Raw genomic sequence first — 15,837 nt, forward strand, 5'->3', positions numbered from 1 at the left:
TGCCGTCTTTCCGGATCAGACCCTAGCGGAGTCGGGAGCGGATCGCTAACCGCCGTCGGATGACCGCACCTCTCCGTCTTCGCCTTGATGGCGCAGCGCTCGCTCATAACTGGCGCATCCTTGCTGCGATGAGCGGCGATGCAGCGTGCGGCGCGGCGGTCAAGGCAAATGGCTATGGCCTTGGCGCGGCAGCGGTGGTCGAGCGCCTCGCGGCGGCCGGCTGTCGTGATTTCTTCGTCGCTACCTGGGCCGAAGCCGAAGCGCTCGCACCGCTCGGCGTGCAGATCTCCGTCCTGCACGGCGTTCGCGAGGAGGATATGGCGGCGGCATTGCGCGGCGTCGCGCGGCCGGTCCTCAACACCCCCGCCCAGGTCGCGCGCTGGAAGGCGGCCGGCGGCGGCATCTGTGATGTGATGGTCGATACCGGCATGAACCGGCTGGGCCTTTCCACGGCGGATGTGGCGAGCGGCCTGCTCGACGGCCTCACGATCGAGACGCTGATGAGCCATCTCGCCTGTGCCGACGAGGAGGTCGCGATGAATGATCGCCAACTCGCCGCTTTTACCGCGCTGTTCGGCATGACGGGCGCGAAACGGATGAGTCTCGCCAATTCGGCCGGCATCGGCCTTGGCAGGAAATATGCCTTTGATCTCACCCGGCCCGGCCTCGCGCTCTATGGCGGCATTCCATCGCCCGAGCTCGGCGCGATCCATCAGGTCGTCACACCGGAAGCGCAGATCCTGCAGCGCCGCACCGTTCGTGCCGGCCAGACGATCGGCTATAACGCGACCTTCACCGCGCCCGCCGATACCGAGGTTGCGATCCTCAATATCGGCTATGCCGACGGATATTTCCGTGGTTTTTCGAATAGCGGCACGGCCCTGGCCGAGGGGCGCGAATTACCGGTGCTCGGCCGCATCTCGATGGATCTGGTCGCGGTCGATGTGGATGGCGCCCCTCAGCTCGCAGAAGGCGACTGGCTTGCGCTCGATTATGCGCTGCCCAAAGCGGCGCTGCAGTCCGACATGTCGCAATATGAGCTGCTGACCAGCCTCGGCGCGCGGTTCGACCGGATCTGGACTGACTGAACCCTCGATTCAAATCCAGCTGAGCGCTGCTATTGTTCGCCACTGACCGAGTCGCTTGATGCGCCTCGGGTCGCTTCGCTCGCATCGTCTTTGGTCGAAGGATTCCCTGTTACGCCGCAAGAATTCCCTGTTATCGAAATAACAGGGAATTCCATATCAAGTAACTGATATTACACAGCAAATATGGAACTAAAGTCCAACATAACAGGGAAAATCAGCCCGAAATAAAAAATACGGAATAAGAACTGGGGAGACGGTCCTACCGCTCGACGCACATCGCGATTCCCATGCCGCCGCCGATGCAGAGCGTGGCCAGGCCCTTCTTCGCGTCGCGCCGGGCCATCTCGTAGAGCAACGTGGTGAGCACCCGTGCGCCGCTCGCGCCGATCGGGTGGCCGATGGCGATCGCGCCGCCATTGACGTTGACCTTGTTCGCATCCCAGCCGAGCTCCTTGCCGACCGAGAGCGCCTGTGCCGCGAAGGCTTCGTTCGCTTCGATGAGGTCGAGATCGGCCAGCGTCCAGCCCGCCTTTTCCAGCGCGCGCCGAGTCGCCGGGACTGGGCCGATACCCATGATCGACGGGTCGACCCCGGCCGAGGCCCAGCTCGCGATCCGCGCCAGGATCGGGCTGCCCCGCTTCTCGGCTTCCTCGCGGCTCATGATCACCAGCGCGGCGGCGCCGTCGTTCAGACCGGAGGCGTTGGCGGCGGTCACTGTGCCGTCCTTCTTGAAGGCGGGCCGCACGCCCGAGATGCTCTCCAGCGTCACGCCGCTGCGGATATATTCGTCGTCGGCGACGATCGTGTCGCCCTTGCGGCCCTTGATCGTCACCGGCGCGATCTCGTCCTTGAACCTGCCCGCCGACCGTGCCGCCTCGGCAAGGTTTTGCGAGCGCACCGAGAATTCGTCCTGCTGGCCACGGGTGATCTGATATTGCTCGGCCAGATTCTCGGCGGTGATGCCCATGTGATAATTGTTGAAGGCATCGGTCAGCCCGTCGCTGATCATCGTATCGACCAGCGAGAGATTGCCCATCTTGGTGCCGCCGCGCAGATTCTGCGCATGCGTCGAGAGCGACATGGATTCCTGCCCGCCCGCGATGACGATTCGCGAATCGCCGGTCGCGATCGCCTGTGCCGCGAGCGCAACCGCGCGCAGGCCCGATCCGCAGACCTGGTTGACGCCCCAGGCCGGGATCTCCTTCGGAATGCCGGCCGCCATCGCTGCCTGGCGCGCCGGGTTCTGGCCCTGCGCCGCCGTCAGCACCTGGCCGAGGATCACCTCGGAGACTTCGCCGCCCTCGACGCCGGCCTGGGCCAGCGCCGCCTCGATCGCGATCCGGCCGAGCTCATGCGCTGGCGTCGCGGCGAAGGCGCCGAGAAAGCTGCCAACGGGGGTGCGCTTGGCGGCGGTGATGACGATGTCGGCCATGATTTCGACTCCAATTGGAATTTCGCGGCCTATCTAGGCGTGGGGAGCGCGCTTAGCCAGTCCGCCAGCGGCTCCCATGTTTGCGTCCGTGCGCCGCGCCCGACGATCATCCCGACATGCCCCGCACCGAGGTCGCGGCGATCAGGCAGATTGGCGGCGCTGGCGGCGGGGACGATCCGGTCGCTCAGCGACACGAAATCAATCGCCGGGCAGGAAAGACGCGCCGGATCGGCGATCGCCCCGCCGACCCTCCACGCGCCGCGCCCGGTCATGTCGCCACCGATAAAGTCCTCGAACAATTGCCTTCCCGCGCCATAGGTCAGCGGGGCGCCGGCATTGGCCCAGTCCTCGAGCGCGACGAAAGAGGCAGCGGCGGCGCTGCCCGGCGCCATGCCGGCGAACGTCACATATTTGGCGATGGTGCGGGCCGGGTCGAGCCGCCAGAAGCCGGTCTGCAGCACTTCCATCGGCACCAGCCCCATTTGCTCGCAGATCGGTTGTGCAGTGCGCCAAAGCTCGGCGATATCAGCACGTGCTGCAGCGCCGAAGCCGCCGAAATGCCATGGCGCGGCGATCATCGCCAGGCCTGCCACGGGCACCGCGCATGCCGCTGCCAGCGCCATCGTCCCGCCGAGGCAATATCCGGCGAGCACGGGCGGCTCTGGGAGCCTCGCAATCAACGGCAGCAACACGCGCTCGACATGTGCCGTCACGTCCATGTCGCGCATCCCGGGCTCGGGCGTGCCCCAGTCGAGCAGCATCGGGCGGAAGCCACGACCCGCCAGCCACCTCAGCAACGAGGTGTCGGGTTCGAGATCGAGAATGAAGGGGGGGTTGATCAGTGAGGGGATGAAGATCACCGGCCGGCCGCTCCCCCCCTTCGCGCCATAGTCGCGCAACCGCGCGCTGCCGCGGCGGTACCGCACTGGCCCGAGCCGGCGCCGGCGTCCGCGCGGTGCCTCCTGATAGGCGCGTAATCCCGCGAGAGCGGCAGCCCGTTGCTCGGGCGATGCTGCGGTCTCGCGGCGCAACATCTCGAGGAACAGCGGAAGCGGACGCGGTCCGTGTTGCGGTGCGGCAATAAAGGGTGTTACAGGTGGATGAACCACTGGGGCTGGGAGCCTTCCCATGAAGAAGCACAATGCGGGCGATGGTCCCGTCATCATCAAGAAATACGCGAACCGTCGCCTCTATAACACTGAGACCTCATCTTACATCACTCTCGAGCACCTTGCCGCGATGACGCGCGAGGGACGGGACTTCAAGGTGGTCGATGCGAAGACCGAAGATGATATCACGCACAACATCCTGACCCAGATCATCATGGAGGAGGAGGCGCGCGGGCAGACGATGCTGCCGGTGAACTTCCTCCGCCAGCTCATCGCGATGTACGGCGATTCGATGCAGGCGATGGTGCCCGGCTATCTCGAAGCGTCGATGGACAGCTTCCGCCGCAACCATGAGCAGTTCAAATCTGCGGTCGAAGGCGCCTTCGCCAACTCGCCCTTCGCCGAAATCGCCAAGCGCAACATCCAGATGTTCGAAGCAGCGACCGCGGCGTTCAAGCCCGGCGGCGCCAAGCCCGGCGAGGCGCCCGCCGCCGCCACCACCAAGGATGCCGAGATCGCCGCGCTCAAGGCCGAGCTCAGCCGGCTCCACGAGAAGATCGAGAAACTCGGCGACTGAGTATTCCATGTCGGTTGAGTTATGGAGCGGCGCGGGACTGGCCCTCGCGCTGGCGGTTTTCGCCGGCCTGCGTGATCGTCAGCGCAAACGCCGCAAGAATCTCGACAAGGTCGGGATTGTGGACTGGCCGGCTGTGCAGGTGATCGCCCTGATTGGCACGGCTATCCTGGCGAGTATTGCTTACAATAGCTGATTCAATACGGACGTGAGCGAGTGTAGGCGCGTCATCTACATATCGTCACCCCGGACTTGTTCCGGGGTCCACTGCGCGGCATATCAAAATGCCGATGATGCCGGGACGGTGGATGCCGGAACGAGTCCGGCATGACCGTTCTTAGAGGCACGCCTCGAGATAGGCCTGATCGAACCCGAACTGCCGCGCCTTTTCAAGCGTGTAGGGCCTGAGTCCGAGCGAGCGATATTCGCCGATGATCTTGCCGTCGGCGCTCTCGTCGAGATATTCGAACTTGAACAGCTCCTGGGTCACGATCACCGGGCCTTCCATCCCGATCACTTCAGTCACGTTGGTCACGCGGCGCGAGCCGTCGCGCAGGCGCTTCACCTGGATTATCATCTCGACCGAATCGGCGATCTGGCGGCTGATCGCTTCCTTCGGCACCTTGATGTCTGACATCATCACCATGTTCTCCATACGGGCGAGCGCCTCGCGCGGGGAGTTGGCGTGGAGGGTACACATCGAGCCGTCATGGCCGGTGTTCATGGCCGCGAGCATGTCGAAACACTCCGAGCCACGAATTTCGCCGAGGATGATCCGGTCAGGACGCATACGCAGGGCGTTCTTGACGAGGTCGCGGATGCTGATCTCGCCCTGACCTTCCAGGTTGGCCGGGCGGGTTTCGAGCGGCAGCCAGTGGGGCTGCTGCAGGCGAAGCTCGGCGGCGTCCTCGATCGTCAGCACGCGCTCGCCCGGGTCGATCATCTTCGACAGGGCGTTGAGCATCGTCGTCTTGCCCGAACCGGTACCGCCCGAGATGACGACGTTGAAGCGGCACGCGCCCGCGATCTTCAGTGCAGTCGCCATCTTGGGGCTCATCGAGCCGAAGCCGGCCATCATGTCGAGCGTGATCGGCTTGGCCGAGAATTTACGAATCGAGATCGCGGTGCCGCGCAAGGAGAGCGGCGGCACGATCACGTTGACGCGAGAGCCGTCCTTGAGGCGGGCGTCGGCGAGCGGGCTGGTCTGGTCGACGCGGCGGCCGACCGAGTTGCAGATTCGCTGCGCGATCTGGAACAGATGCTCCTCGTCGCGGAACTGGATATTGGCGAGCTCGAGCTTGCCCTTGCGCTCGACATAGGTCTGCTCGGGGCCGTTGACCATGATGTCGGTGATGTTCGGATCGGCAAGCAATTCTTCGAGCGGCCCGAGGCCGAGCAGTTCGTCGACCAGCACCTTTTCGAGCGCGAACTGCTCGCGGCGGTTGAGCGTGAGCTTGAGCTCGGCGAGCACCTCGCCGATGATCGGGCGGAATTCTTCGGCCAACTCGTCCTTGTTGAGCGTCGCCGCCGCTTCAGGATCGACTCGTTCGAGCAGGCGGGGAAGGACCTGCTCCTTGATCTTGTGGATCGAGCTTTCGAAGCCCTCGACCTTGCTGCTGCCCGCGTCGCCCGAGGCATTCTGGCGCTCGGCGAGTCGGGTCAGCGCATCCTGCTGCGAGCCGGGCATGTTGCCGGTCTGCGGGCCATCGGGCCCGCCTGGCAGCGGCAGCTTGTCCAGCGGGGGAAATTGCTCGCCGCCTTCAGGTTCGGCGTGGCGCGGGCCGGCGCCACCTTGCATCGGGCGCGCAACGCCAAACGCGGGACGGGCTGCAGGAGCCCCGTTGCCGACACCGGGGCGACGCCCAAATGCGCTCATGTGGTTGTATCCCTCATACTCGCCAGCAGAGGTAGCGGCCAAGGTTTGACAATTAACTAACCAGAATCGCTCGGCTGCGATGAAATGACACCGCGGATCCAAAGGTGGTGGATTGACGGCTCATTTACCGCATGTCGCCGGCCGGTTGGGGCAGGAGCGGAGGGGCGCCGCGGCAGGGCTAGTGGCGCGCGAGATCGTGTTCGCCAACCCGGCGCATGATTACCCTCAGTGCATCCGCTACCGGATTGAGGGTGATGGGCTCAACGCCGAGATATCAATGATCGGCGGCGACGGGTCGAGACGCTGGACGTACCGGTGTACCCGACAGGGCCGAGTCGTCGCCCGCCTGCTCGGCGAGCACGGTCAGGCCGCTTGCGCTGACCTCGGCGAAACCGCCCTGGATCGCAATCGTCTCGGGCTCGCCCTTCTCGGTGCGATAGATCGAGAGCGCGCCGTCGCGGATCGTCGACATGACCGGAGCATGTCCTTCGAGCACGCCGAAATCGCCCTCGCTGCCGGGGACGACGACCATATAGACCTCCTCCGAGCGGAGCAGCTTTTCGGGGGTGACGAGTTCGAAGTGCAGCATTTCGTTTCTCACTCCCCTCCCGCTTGCGGGAGGGGCTGGGGGGTGGGCACCCGGTTTATCGCGAGCGGTGAGTCCAGCTTAGGCCGGGCGCCCACCCCTCGATCCCCTCCCGCAAGCGGGAGGGGAGGAAGAAGTTACGCTTCCTGCGCCATCTTCTCGGCCTTGGCGACCGCTTCGTCGATGCCGCCGACCATGTAGAAGGCAGCCTCGGGCAGGTGATCATATTCGCCGTCGACCACTGCCTTGAAGCTCTTCACCGTGTCCTCGACCTGGACGAACTTGCCGGCGATACCGGTGAAGACCTCGGCGACGTGGAAGGGCTGGCTGAGGAAGCGCTGGATCTTCCGCGCACGGCTGACGATCTGCTTATCCTCTTCGGACAGCTCGTCCATGCCGAGAATGGCGATGATGTCCTGAAGCGACTTGTAGCGCTGCAGCGTCTCCTGGACGCGGCGGGCGGTGTCATAATGCTCCTGGCCGACGATCGCCGGGGTCAGCACGCGCGAGGTCGAGTCGAGCGGATCGACCGCCGGGTAGATGCCCAGCTCCGAGATGGCGCGGTTGAGGTTGGTCGTCGCGTCGAGATGGGCGAAGGAGGTGGCCGGCGCCGGATCGGTGAGATCGTCGGCAGGCACATAGATCGCCTGCACCGAGGTGATCGAGCCCTTGTTGGTCGAGGTGATGCGTTCCTGCAGCGCGCCCATGTCGGTCGACAGGGTCGGCTGATAGCCCACCGCCGACGGAATGCGGCCGAGCAGCGCCGACACTTCCGAACCAGCCTGGGTGAAGCGGAAGATGTTGTCGACGAAGAACAGCACGTCCTGACCTTCGACGTCGCGGAAATATTCAGCGATGGTCAGGCCCGACAGCGCGACGCGGGCGCGGGCGCCCGGCGGCTCGTTCATCTGGCCGAACACCAGGGCGACCTTCGACCCTTCCGGGGTCGGATTGCCGTCGGCATCCTTGGCGATGACGCCTGCATCGAGGAACTCGTGATAGAGATCATTGCCCTCGCGGGTACGCTCGCCGACGCCGGCGAACACCGAGGTGCCGCCATGGCCCTTGGCGATGTTGTTGATCAGCTCCTGGATCAGCACGGTCTTGCCGACGCCGGCGCCGCCGAACAGCCCGATCTTGCCGCCCTTGGCGTAAGGCGCGAGCAGGTCGATGACCTTGATGCCCGTCACGAGAATCGAGCTCTCGGTCGACTGATCGACGAAGAGCGGCGCCGGGGCGTGGATCGGCATGGTGTCGGTGTGGCCGACCGGACCGCGCTCGTCGATCGGCTCGCCGATCACGTTGAGGATGCGGCCGAGCGTCTTCGGGCCGACCGGCACGCGGATCTGCGAGCCGGTGTCGGTCACTTCCTGGCCGCGGGTCAGGCCCTCGGTCGAGTCCATCGCGATCGCGCGCACCGTGTTCTCGCCGAGGTGCTGTGCGACCTCGAGGACGAGGCGGTTGCCGTTATTGTCGGTCTCGAGCGCCGAAAGGATCGCCGGTAGCCTGCCCTGCTCGAAGGCGACGTCGACGACGGCGCCGATCACCTGGCTGATGCGGCCGACATTGTTGCTGGTCGCGATCGGTGCGGTCGCCACGGGCACTGCTGCCTTGGGCGCGCGCGGCTTGCGGGCGGGCTTCTCGGTCGTCGGGGCGGTTGCCATCGTCTCTTCCTTGCTTCGAATTTACTTGAGCGCTTCGGCGCCGGAGATGATTTCGACCAGTTCGGTCGTGATCGCGGCCTGGCGGCTGCGATTATACTGGATCGTCAGGCGGTTGATCATGTCGCCCGCATTGCGCGTGGCATTGTCCATCGCGGTCATGCGGCTGCCTTGTTCCGACGCAGCGTTCTCGAGCAGCGCGCGGAAGACCTGGATCGCGACGTTGCGCGGCAGCAGCTCGGCGAGGATGGTTTCCTCGTCCGGCTCATATTCCACCGCGGCACCGCCGTCGCTGACCGGCGCAGCACTGGTGTCAATCGCGACCGGGATGATCTGGCGGCCGACCGGCTCCTGCACCAGCGCCGACTGGAAGCGCGCGTAGAACAGATGGGCCACGTCGAATTCGTCCGCCTCGAAGCGTGCGATCACATCATCGGCGATCGCGCGGGCATCAGCGAAGGCAACCGTCTTGATATGGCTCATCTCATGGTCGGCGGCGATCAGGCCCGGGTAAAAACGCTTGATCACGCGGCCCTTCTTGCCGGCGACATAGAATTTCACCGACTTCCCCTGGGCGATCAGCTCTTCGGCCTTGCGGCGTGCCGCGCGGACGATGTTCGAGTTGAACGCGCCGGCAAGGCCGCGCTCCGATGTCGCAATGATCAGCAGGTGGCGCTGGTCCTTGCCGGTGCCCGCGAGCAGCTTCGGCGAGGATTCGCTGACGCTGACCTTGGAGGCGAGGCTCGCCATCACCTTTTCGAGGCGCTCGGCATAGGGACGGCCGGCGACCGCCGCTTCCTGCGCCCGGCGCAGCTTTGCGGCGGCGACCATCTTCATCGCCTTGGTGATCTTCTGCGTCGACTTAACCGAGCCGATGCGGATCTTGAGTGCCTTGAGGCTGGCCATTTGGAGCCCTTAAGTTACGCGAACGTCTTGGTGAATGCTGCGAGAGCATCCTTGAGCGCCTCGGTCGTTTCCTTCGACAGGTCGCGCTTCTCGCGGATGTCGGTGAGGATCGCGGCATTGTTGGCGCGCAGATCGGCGAGCATCGTCTGCTCGTAGCGCACCACCGCGTCGACCGGGACATTGTCCAGATAACCCTGGGTGCCGGCGAAGATCGAGACGGTCTGCTCCTCGAACGGCATCGGCTGATACTGGGCCTGCTTGAGCAGCTCGGTCAGGCGGGCGCCGCGGTTGAGCAGCTTCTGGGTCGAGGCGTCGAGGTCCGAACCGAACTGGGCGAACGCCGCCATCTCGCGATACTGGGCGAGCTCGAGCTTGATCGAGCCGGCGACCTTCTTCATCGCCTTGGTCTGCGCGGCGGAACCGACTCGGCTCACCGACAGGCCGACGTTGATCGCGGGGCGGATGCCGGCGAAGAACAGGTCGGTCTCGAGGAAGATCTGGCCGTCGGTGATCGAGATCACGTTGGTCGGGATGTAGGCCGAAACGTCGCCCGCCTGGGTCTCGATGATCGGCAACGCGGTCAGCGAGCCGCTGCCGAACGCGTCGCTCATCTTCGCCGCGCGCTCGAGCAGACGCGAGTGGAGATAGAAGACGTCGCCGGGATAGGCTTCGCGGCCCGGCGGGCGGCGCAGCAGCAGCGACATCTGGCGATAGGCGACTGCCTGCTTGGACAGATCGTCATAGACGATGACGGCGTGCATGCCGTTATCGCGGAAATATTCACCCATCGCGCAGCCGGTATAGGGTGCGAGGAACTGGAGCGGCGCCGGCTCGGACGCGGTCGCGGCGACGACGATGGTATATTCCATCGCGCCTGATTCCTCGAGCTGGCGGACGATCTGCGCGACGGTCGAGCGCTTCTGCCCGATTGCGACATAGATGCAGTAGAGCTTCTTCGATTCGTCGTCGCCCTGATGCGATGCCTTCTGGTTGATGAAGGTATCGATCGCGACCGCGGTCTTGCCGGTCTGGCGATCGCCGATGATCAGCTCGCGCTGGCCGCGGCCGACGGGAACGAGCGCGTCGATTGCCTTGAGGCCGGTCTGCACCGGCTCGTTGACCGAGGTACGCGGGATGATGCCCGGCGCCTTCACTTCGACCCGGCTGCGCTCGGTCGTCGCGATCGGGCCCTTGCCGTCGATCGGGTTGCCGAGGCCGTCAACGACGCGACCGAGCAGCGCCTTGCCGATCGGCACATCGACGATGGTGCCGGTGCGCTTGACGACATCGCCTTCCTTGATCTCCGAGTCGGACCCGAAGATCACGACGCCGACATTGTCGGCCTCGAGGTTAAGCGCCATGCCCTGCACGCCGTTCGAGAAGGCGACCATTTCGCCTGCCTGGACATTGTCGAGACCATGGATGCGCGCGATGCCGTCGCCGACCGAGAGCACTTGCCCGGTTTCGGAGACCTGGGCCTCGGTGCCGAACGAGGCGATCTGGTCCTTGATGACCTTCGAGATTTCAGCGGCGCGGATATCCATTGTCAGCCTTTCCCAACAGCGTGAAGCTGTCAGCCTTTCATTGCGTGCGCGAGAGTGTTGAGACGGGTACGGATCGACGAATCGATCATCTGCGAGCCGATCTTTACGACCAGCCCGCCAAGCAGAGCGGGGTCGACCGACAGGTCGACTGAAACGTCACGGCCGATGCGGGTGCGAAGCTGCTGCTTCAGGGCATCGACCTGGGATGCGGAAAGCGGGTGCGCCGAGATCACCTCGGCGGTCGTCTCGCCGCGATGATCAGCGGCAAGCGTCCGGAAGGCGCGGATGATCGCGGGAAGCTGCGCCAGGCGGCGGTTCTCGGCGAGCACGCCGAGGAAATTCTTCGTCGTGGCGTCGATGCCCATTGCCGAAGCGCTTGCCGCTACGGCCTCGGCCGCATCCTTGCGGCTGACAAGCGGGCTTGCGACAAGACGCGCGAACTCGCTCGACTGCTCGAGCGCGGCACGGACATTGGCGAGACTCGCCTCGACGGTGTCGATCGTCTTCGCATCGCGCGCGAGTTCGAACAACGCGGTCGCATAGCGTCCGCTTAAACTCGCTTGAATACCGCCGGATGTCTCCACGCGATCGAAATCCTCGTTTGGAACGGGTTGCATGACCCATACGAAAAGGGAGGCCGGAATCGGCCCCCCGGATGGGTCGCCGCGCGGTTAGCATCGGGTTCGCTGCGATGCAACCCGGACGGACCTAACCTGTATCATCCGTCTCCCTCTCCATCCTGCCATTCGCCTGCAAAGGGGGACCTATCGCCCGGGCGTTGCAGAATCATGGTGGCTCGATCAGGGATGGCGGAAGAGACGACAGCAACGGAGAAAGCGATGCCGATCGGCGTGATGGAGAGGATGACGATGTCCGATGGCGCCGGGATCGGCGTCTATCACGCGCAGCCCGAGGGCCCGCGACGCGGCGGGCTGGTGCTGGTCCAGGAAATTTTCGGGATCACTGATCATATCCGCGATCTGGCCGAGGAATATGCAGCCGACGGCTATGAAGTCCTCGCGCCCGCCTTGTTCGACCGCGAGCATCCCGGTTTCGAGGCTGATTATTCCGGGGAAGGGCTTGCCCGCGGTGTCGAGCTTGCCCGTCAGATTCACCCGTTGGCGCTCTCGCTCGCCGATGTGCAGAGCTGCGTCGACGCCTTGAAAGAAAAAGGCCCGGTCTTCGTGGTCGGCTATTGCTATGGGGGTTCGATCGCCTGGCTGGCGGCGACGCGGCTGAACGGCCTGGCGGCGGCATCGAGCTATTATGGCAGCCTGGTCCCCGGTACGGCGGACGAGGTACCCAGGGTGCCGGTCATCCTCCATTTCGGCCGTCACGACCACGGCATCCCGATGGAAGGCGTCGAGAAGCTGGTCGCGGCCGATCACCCCAATGCCACCATCTATATCTATGAGGCTGGCCACGGCTTCAATTCGGACAGGCGCAAGGATTTCCACGAACCGAGCAGTGACCTGGCGAAGGAGCGGACGCTCGAGTTGTTCCATGCCAATGGCGGATGACCAGGGTCGGCAGGATCATGCTGGTGGCCGCCGGCACGGCGCTGCTTCTTTATCTGGTCGCGGTTGGCGCGCTCTTTCTGTTCCAGCGCTCTCTCTTCTATCCGATGCCGAAAGCGATTCCGGTGCGTCCCGCAGGTTTCGACGATGTCAGGATAAGGACGAACGATGGCCTGGAATTGCGCGCTTTCTATCGTCCGGCAAAACCGGGACTGCCGACATTGCTGTTCTTTCACGGCAATGGCAGCGACATCGAGGGTAGCCTTTATGCGACTCGGCTGCTCGTCGCCCAAGGCTATGGCGCGCTTCTGCCCGAATATCGCGGTTATGGCGGCAACCCGGGATCGCCGAGCGAGCAGGGCCTCTACCAGGACGGCGAAGCCGCGCTGACCTGGCTTGAGGCCAGAGGCCTGGCTGCAGCCCGGATCGTCGTCATCGGCAACTCGCTCGGATCAGGCGTCGCCACCGAGATGGCGGCGCGGCACAGGATAAGCGGGCTTGCCCTCGTCTCGGGTTTCGCGAGCCTCGCCCGGGTCGCGCGCGATCACTATCGCTTTGTTCCGACCAACCTGCTCGTTCTCGATCGATATGAGAATGTGGCGAAACTTCCCTCGGTCACCTGCCCGATATTGCTGCTGCAGGGCACGTCCGACACCTTGGTCTCGGTAGCGCACAGCCAGGTTCTGGCCCGCGCGAACCCGGCGGCGAGGCTCGAGCTGGTGCCGGGCGCGGGGCATGACCTCGCTTATCGCGACATATCGCAGGCAAAGATCCTGGCATGGCTGCGATCCGACGCGATGAGGAAAGCAACGTCCCGCTGACCGTCCTTGCCGGCGCCGGCAGCGAACCGGCCCGATTTCCGGGGTGGCTTTGAGCGCAAGTGTCGGGATGTAGCCTCTGCCCGCACGGCCTATATCGACGGCATGACACAACAAACAGCCATCGACCCTGACAGCGCCTGGGCGGCCTTTGATCGCCGCGACCGCGCTTATGACGGCCGCTTCGTCGGCGCGGTCACAACGACGCGGATCTATTGCAAGCCGAGCTGCCCGGCGCGCCACCCGAAGCGCGAGAATGTCCTGTTCTATCGCGACGGCGCCGAAGCGCGCGCGGCGGGTTTTCGCGCCTGCCTGCGCTGCAAGCCCGACGAGGTCGGGCGCGATCGGATCGCGGTCGCCCAGGCCGTCGCGCTGATCGAAGCGAGCGAAGAGGGCTTCGGCCTTGAAGAGCTTGCCGCACGCGTTGGCTATGCCCCGCATCATTTCCACCGCCTGTTCAAGCGCGCGACCGGGGTGACCCCGGCCATGTATGCGCGCGGCCTGCGCGCCCAGCGTGCGGCCAAGGCGCTTACCGAGGAGGATACAGTGACGGAAGCAATCTATGAGGCGGGTTATTCGGCGCCGAGCCGCTTCTATGAAGACGGCGCGAAGCGTCTCGGCATGACGCCGAGCGCCTGGCGCAGGGGTGGGGCCGGGGTGACGATCCGCTGGACGATCGCCGACACCAGCCTTGGCCCGATGCTCGTCGCGGCGACCGACAAGGGCCTGTGCCGCGTGTCGTTCGACGAAGGCGAGGAAGCGCTGAGAGAGCGCTTCCCGCATGCCGAGATCGTGCCCGGCGGCGGGGCGCTCGCTGATCTCGCGGCGCGGGTGGTGGCGAGCGTGGAATCGCCCGAGCGCGACCAGGACCTGCCGCTCGACGTGCAGGGCACTGCCTTTCAGGAGGCGGTGTGGCAGGCCTTGCGCGCCATCCCGGTCGGCGAGACGCGGACCTATACCGAACTCGCCGCGATCGCCGGCAATCCGAAGGCGGTGCGTGCCGCGGGCACTGCCTGCGGGGCGAACCATGTCTCGATCGTGATTCCCTGTCACCGCGCCCAGCGCAGCGACGGTACTCTGGGGGGCTATGCCTATGGTCTCGACCGCAAGGTCGTGCTGCGCAAGCGGGAGGGCGTGGCATGAGCGGTTTCGTGATCAGGGGGCTCGATCCGGCTCCTTTTACCGACCTTTACGGGCTCAGCGACGAAGCACTCGCCGAGCGCGGCGTGGTCCGGATGGCGGTCGATGCCTGGCCGGGCTTCCCGTGCCGAGTCACCCTTGAAGATGCCGATATCGGCGACACCGTGCTGCTGCTCAATCACGAGCATCTGGCCGTCGACTCGCCTTATCGGCAGCGCCACGCCATCTTCGTTCGCGAGGGCGCGGCTGAGCCCGCGAAATTCGAGAGCGAGGTACCCGAGCAGCTGGCGATCCGCACCCTGTCGCTTCGGGCCTATGATGCCGAAGGCATGATGACCGATGCTGATCTCGTCGAGGGCAGCGACCTTGTCACGCTGATCGACCGCTTCTTCGCTGACCCGTCGGTCGCCTATCTCCACGCCCACAACGCGAAGCGCGGTTGTTTCGCAGCGCGGATCGATCGCGGCTAGGGATTTTGCACGGGCTCCTGATGCTCGCTAGGCTGGCACCCAGATCAGGGGCCGGAACCGGAGGGCACGCCATGGGACCAATCAAACCCGTTACGCCACCCGGCAGCCTGTTCTGGCGGATCCTTCACTTCCCGCCGCTGCTCATCATTATCGGCATGGTGATGGTCATCGGCCCCGAAATCATCGTGTCGATGATCGCTCATTTCGTCGTGCATGCCCAAGGACCCCTGGGCACCCTTGCAACTGCCCTGTGCGAGACCCTGGCGGCGGTGGCCGGCTATGTTCTCTTCGTCCGCTTCGTCGAGCGGAGGCCGGCGGTATCGGAGTTCGCTGCCCCGGGATGGTCGAAGGAGCTGGGGGCGGGGCTTCTAACCGGCCTCCTGCTGTTCTCCCTGGTGGTCGCCGTCATCGCGCTGTTCGGCGGTTATCATGTGATCGGCGAGCATCCCGTAACGGCGCTCTTTCCGGTGCTGGCACTGTCGCTCGTGTCCGGCGTGGGGGAGGAGATCGTCGTTCGCGGCATCATCTTCCGGCTCGTCGAATCCTCGCTGGGATCGTGGATCGCGCTGATCTTCTCGGCGGCCCTGTTCGGTGCAGGACATCTCGGCAACGCCCATGCCGGGCTGCTGCCGGCAGTGGCGATCGCGCTAGAGGCCGGCATCATGCTCGCGGCGCTCTATATGCTGACGCGGCGACTCTGGGCTGCGATCGGGGTTCATGCTGCGTGGAATTTCACGCAAGGGGGAATTTACGGCATCGCCGTTTCGGGCAATGCGGTCGACGGCGCGCTGATCCCGCGCATTTCCGGCCCGGATCTGCTGACCGGCGGTGCGTTCGGTGCTGAAGCGTCGCTTCCCGCGATCCTCATCTGCACGATCTTTGGTGTTGTCGTCACGACGATCGCCTATCGCCGCGGCCGGTTCGTCAAACCCTTCTGGGCTCGCACCGAGGTGGGCGCGCGCGCGAATGTCGGCGAGGCTGACCGGAACAGGGAATGAGAGGGAGTCATCAGGGAAGTACGGCGCAGCCCCGCCTGCGCGGCGGAAAAGCATTCAAGTTCCGACCATGAGAAAGGGATGTCGGGCTTCTCGAGGTGTCCCGTGCCTATCCTGTGCC

The 15,837-nt window shown here is 64.9% G+C and carries 15 protein-coding genes and 1 pseudogene; 8 read left to right on the plus strand and 8 right to left on the minus strand.

Annotated features, from left to right (window positions below):
- The first annotated feature begins 59 nt into the window (after positions 1 to 59).
- Entirely contained in the window at positions 60 to 1,088 is a 1,029-nt protein-coding gene (gene alr / locus ABD050_RS22475; protein WP_343891757.1) for an alanine racemase, read from the plus strand.
- A gap of 259 nt (positions 1,089 to 1,347) precedes the next feature.
- On the opposite strand, the gene ABD050_RS22480 is transcribed toward alr, so the two are convergent.
- Both ABD050_RS22480 and ABD050_RS22485 read right to left on the minus strand, forming a co-directional pair.
- A complete protein-coding gene (locus ABD050_RS22480) occupies positions 1,348 to 2,520 on the minus strand; it encodes an acetyl-CoA C-acetyltransferase (RefSeq protein WP_343891758.1) in 1,173 nt (390 codons plus the stop codon).
- A gap of 29 nt (positions 2,521 to 2,549) precedes the next feature.
- Complete coding sequence (locus tag ABD050_RS22485) at positions 2,550 to 3,554, minus strand: alpha/beta hydrolase (protein WP_343891759.1); 1,005 nt, start codon at positions 3,552 to 3,554, stop codon at positions 2,550 to 2,552.
- A 94-nt stretch (positions 3,555 to 3,648) separates the two neighbouring features.
- Between ABD050_RS22485 and phaR the strand changes: the two genes are divergently transcribed.
- Complete coding sequence (gene phaR, locus ABD050_RS22490) at positions 3,649 to 4,206, plus strand: polyhydroxyalkanoate synthesis repressor PhaR (protein ID WP_343891760.1); 558 nt, start codon at positions 3,649 to 3,651, stop codon at positions 4,204 to 4,206.
- Positions 4,207 to 4,213: 7 nt separating this feature from the next.
- Positions 4,214 to 4,399, plus strand: a complete 186-nt coding sequence (locus ABD050_RS22495; RefSeq protein WP_343891761.1) for a hypothetical protein — start codon at positions 4,214 to 4,216, stop codon at positions 4,397 to 4,399.
- Between the two features lie 141 nt (positions 4,400 to 4,540).
- Here ABD050_RS22495 and ABD050_RS22500 read toward each other — a convergent pair whose 3' ends face one another.
- From ABD050_RS22500 to ABD050_RS22525, 6 genes and pseudogenes are all read right to left on the minus strand, one after another.
- Positions 4,541 to 6,079: a TadA family conjugal transfer-associated ATPase gene (locus ABD050_RS22500; RefSeq protein ID WP_343891762.1), complete on the minus strand. Its 1,539-nt coding sequence runs from the start codon at positions 6,077 to 6,079 to the stop codon at positions 4,541 to 4,543.
- Between the two features lie 343 nt (positions 6,080 to 6,422).
- A pseudogene (locus ABD050_RS22505) lies at positions 6,423 to 6,668 on the minus strand (ATP synthase F1 subunit epsilon); the annotation flags it as partial.
- 134 nt (positions 6,669 to 6,802) lie between these two features.
- Positions 6,803 to 8,263 carry a F0F1 ATP synthase subunit beta gene (gene atpD / locus ABD050_RS22510; RefSeq protein ID WP_425542507.1) on the minus strand — a complete coding sequence of 487 codons (1,461 nt, stop codon included), beginning with the start codon at positions 8,261 to 8,263 and terminating at the stop codon, positions 6,803 to 6,805.
- An 87-nt stretch (positions 8,264 to 8,350) separates the two neighbouring features.
- The gene (locus tag ABD050_RS22515; protein WP_343891763.1) at positions 8,351 to 9,232 is read right to left on the minus strand and encodes a F0F1 ATP synthase subunit gamma; all 882 of its coding nucleotides are present in this window, start codon (positions 9,230 to 9,232) and stop codon (positions 8,351 to 8,353) included.
- A gap of 14 nt (positions 9,233 to 9,246) precedes the next feature.
- Positions 9,247 to 10,776, minus strand: a complete 1,530-nt coding sequence (gene atpA, locus ABD050_RS22520; RefSeq protein ID WP_343891764.1) for a F0F1 ATP synthase subunit alpha — start codon at positions 10,774 to 10,776, stop codon at positions 9,247 to 9,249.
- A 29-nt stretch (positions 10,777 to 10,805) separates the two neighbouring features.
- On the minus strand, positions 10,806 to 11,360 hold the full coding sequence (locus tag ABD050_RS22525; protein ID WP_343891942.1) for a F0F1 ATP synthase subunit delta: 555 nt from the start codon (positions 11,358 to 11,360) through the stop codon (positions 10,806 to 10,808).
- A gap of 255 nt (positions 11,361 to 11,615) precedes the next feature.
- Between ABD050_RS22525 and ABD050_RS22530 the strand changes: the two genes are divergently transcribed.
- The 5 genes from ABD050_RS22530 to ABD050_RS22550 all read left to right on the plus strand — a co-directional run bounded on the left by ABD050_RS22530 (position 11,616) and on the right by ABD050_RS22550 (position 15,719).
- The gene (locus tag ABD050_RS22530; RefSeq protein WP_343891765.1) at positions 11,616 to 12,296 is read left to right on the plus strand and encodes a dienelactone hydrolase family protein; all 681 of its coding nucleotides are present in this window, start codon (positions 11,616 to 11,618) and stop codon (positions 12,294 to 12,296) included.
- Positions 12,293 to 13,114, plus strand: a complete 822-nt coding sequence (locus ABD050_RS22535; RefSeq protein WP_343891766.1) for an alpha/beta hydrolase — start codon at positions 12,293 to 12,295, stop codon at positions 13,112 to 13,114. Before ABD050_RS22530 ends, ABD050_RS22535 begins: the two co-directional genes overlap by 4 nt.
- A 102-nt stretch (positions 13,115 to 13,216) precedes the next feature.
- The gene (ada, locus tag ABD050_RS22540; RefSeq protein ID WP_343891767.1) at positions 13,217 to 14,254 is read left to right on the plus strand and encodes a bifunctional DNA-binding transcriptional regulator/O6-methylguanine-DNA methyltransferase Ada; all 1,038 of its coding nucleotides are present in this window, start codon (positions 13,217 to 13,219) and stop codon (positions 14,252 to 14,254) included.
- Positions 14,251 to 14,721 (plus strand): DUF1203 domain-containing protein, encoded by a 471-nt coding sequence (locus tag ABD050_RS22545; protein ID WP_343891768.1) that lies wholly within the window; start codon positions 14,251 to 14,253, stop codon positions 14,719 to 14,721. Before ada ends, ABD050_RS22545 begins: the two co-directional genes overlap by 4 nt.
- Before the next feature lie 71 nt (positions 14,722 to 14,792).
- Positions 14,793 to 15,719 carry a CPBP family intramembrane glutamic endopeptidase gene (locus ABD050_RS22550; protein ID WP_343891769.1) on the plus strand — a complete coding sequence of 309 codons (927 nt, stop codon included), beginning with the start codon at positions 14,793 to 14,795 and terminating at the stop codon, positions 15,717 to 15,719.
- Positions 15,720 to 15,837 lie beyond the last annotated feature (118 nt).

Origin of the sequence: Sphingomonas oligophenolica (assembly GCF_039522915.1) — a bacterium.
GTDB lineage: Bacteria > Pseudomonadota > Alphaproteobacteria > Sphingomonadales > Sphingomonadaceae > Sphingomonas > Sphingomonas oligophenolica.

Coding starts and splice junctions, on each gene's coding strand:
- ada (WP_343891767.1), top strand. CDS start 13,217: ATGACACAACAAACAGCCATCGACCCTGACAGCGCCTGGGCGGCCTTT.
- ABD050_RS22500 (WP_343891762.1), bottom strand. CDS start 6,079: ATGAGCGCATTTGGGCGTCGCCCCGGTGTCGGCAACGGGGCTCCTGCA.
- ABD050_RS22485 (WP_343891759.1), bottom strand. CDS start 3,554: ATGTTGCGCCGCGAGACCGCAGCATCGCCCGAGCAACGGGCTGCCGCT.
- alr (WP_343891757.1), top strand. CDS start 60: ATGACCGCACCTCTCCGTCTTCGCCTTGATGGCGCAGCGCTCGCTCAT.
- atpA (WP_343891764.1), bottom strand. CDS start 10,776: ATGGATATCCGCGCCGCTGAAATCTCGAAGGTCATCAAGGACCAGATC.
- ABD050_RS22515 (WP_343891763.1), bottom strand. CDS start 9,232: ATGGCCAGCCTCAAGGCACTCAAGATCCGCATCGGCTCGGTTAAGTCG.
- ABD050_RS22535 (WP_343891766.1), top strand. CDS start 12,293: ATGACCAGGGTCGGCAGGATCATGCTGGTGGCCGCCGGCACGGCGCTG.
- ABD050_RS22530 (WP_343891765.1), top strand. CDS start 11,616: ATGCCGATCGGCGTGATGGAGAGGATGACGATGTCCGATGGCGCCGGG.
- ABD050_RS22545 (WP_343891768.1), top strand. CDS start 14,251: ATGAGCGGTTTCGTGATCAGGGGGCTCGATCCGGCTCCTTTTACCGAC.
- ABD050_RS22495 (WP_343891761.1), top strand. CDS start 4,214: ATGTCGGTTGAGTTATGGAGCGGCGCGGGACTGGCCCTCGCGCTGGCG.
- phaR (WP_343891760.1), top strand. CDS start 3,649: ATGAAGAAGCACAATGCGGGCGATGGTCCCGTCATCATCAAGAAATAC.
- ABD050_RS22550 (WP_343891769.1), top strand. CDS start 14,793: ATGGGACCAATCAAACCCGTTACGCCACCCGGCAGCCTGTTCTGGCGG.
- ABD050_RS22480 (WP_343891758.1), bottom strand. CDS start 2,520: ATGGCCGACATCGTCATCACCGCCGCCAAGCGCACCCCCGTTGGCAGC.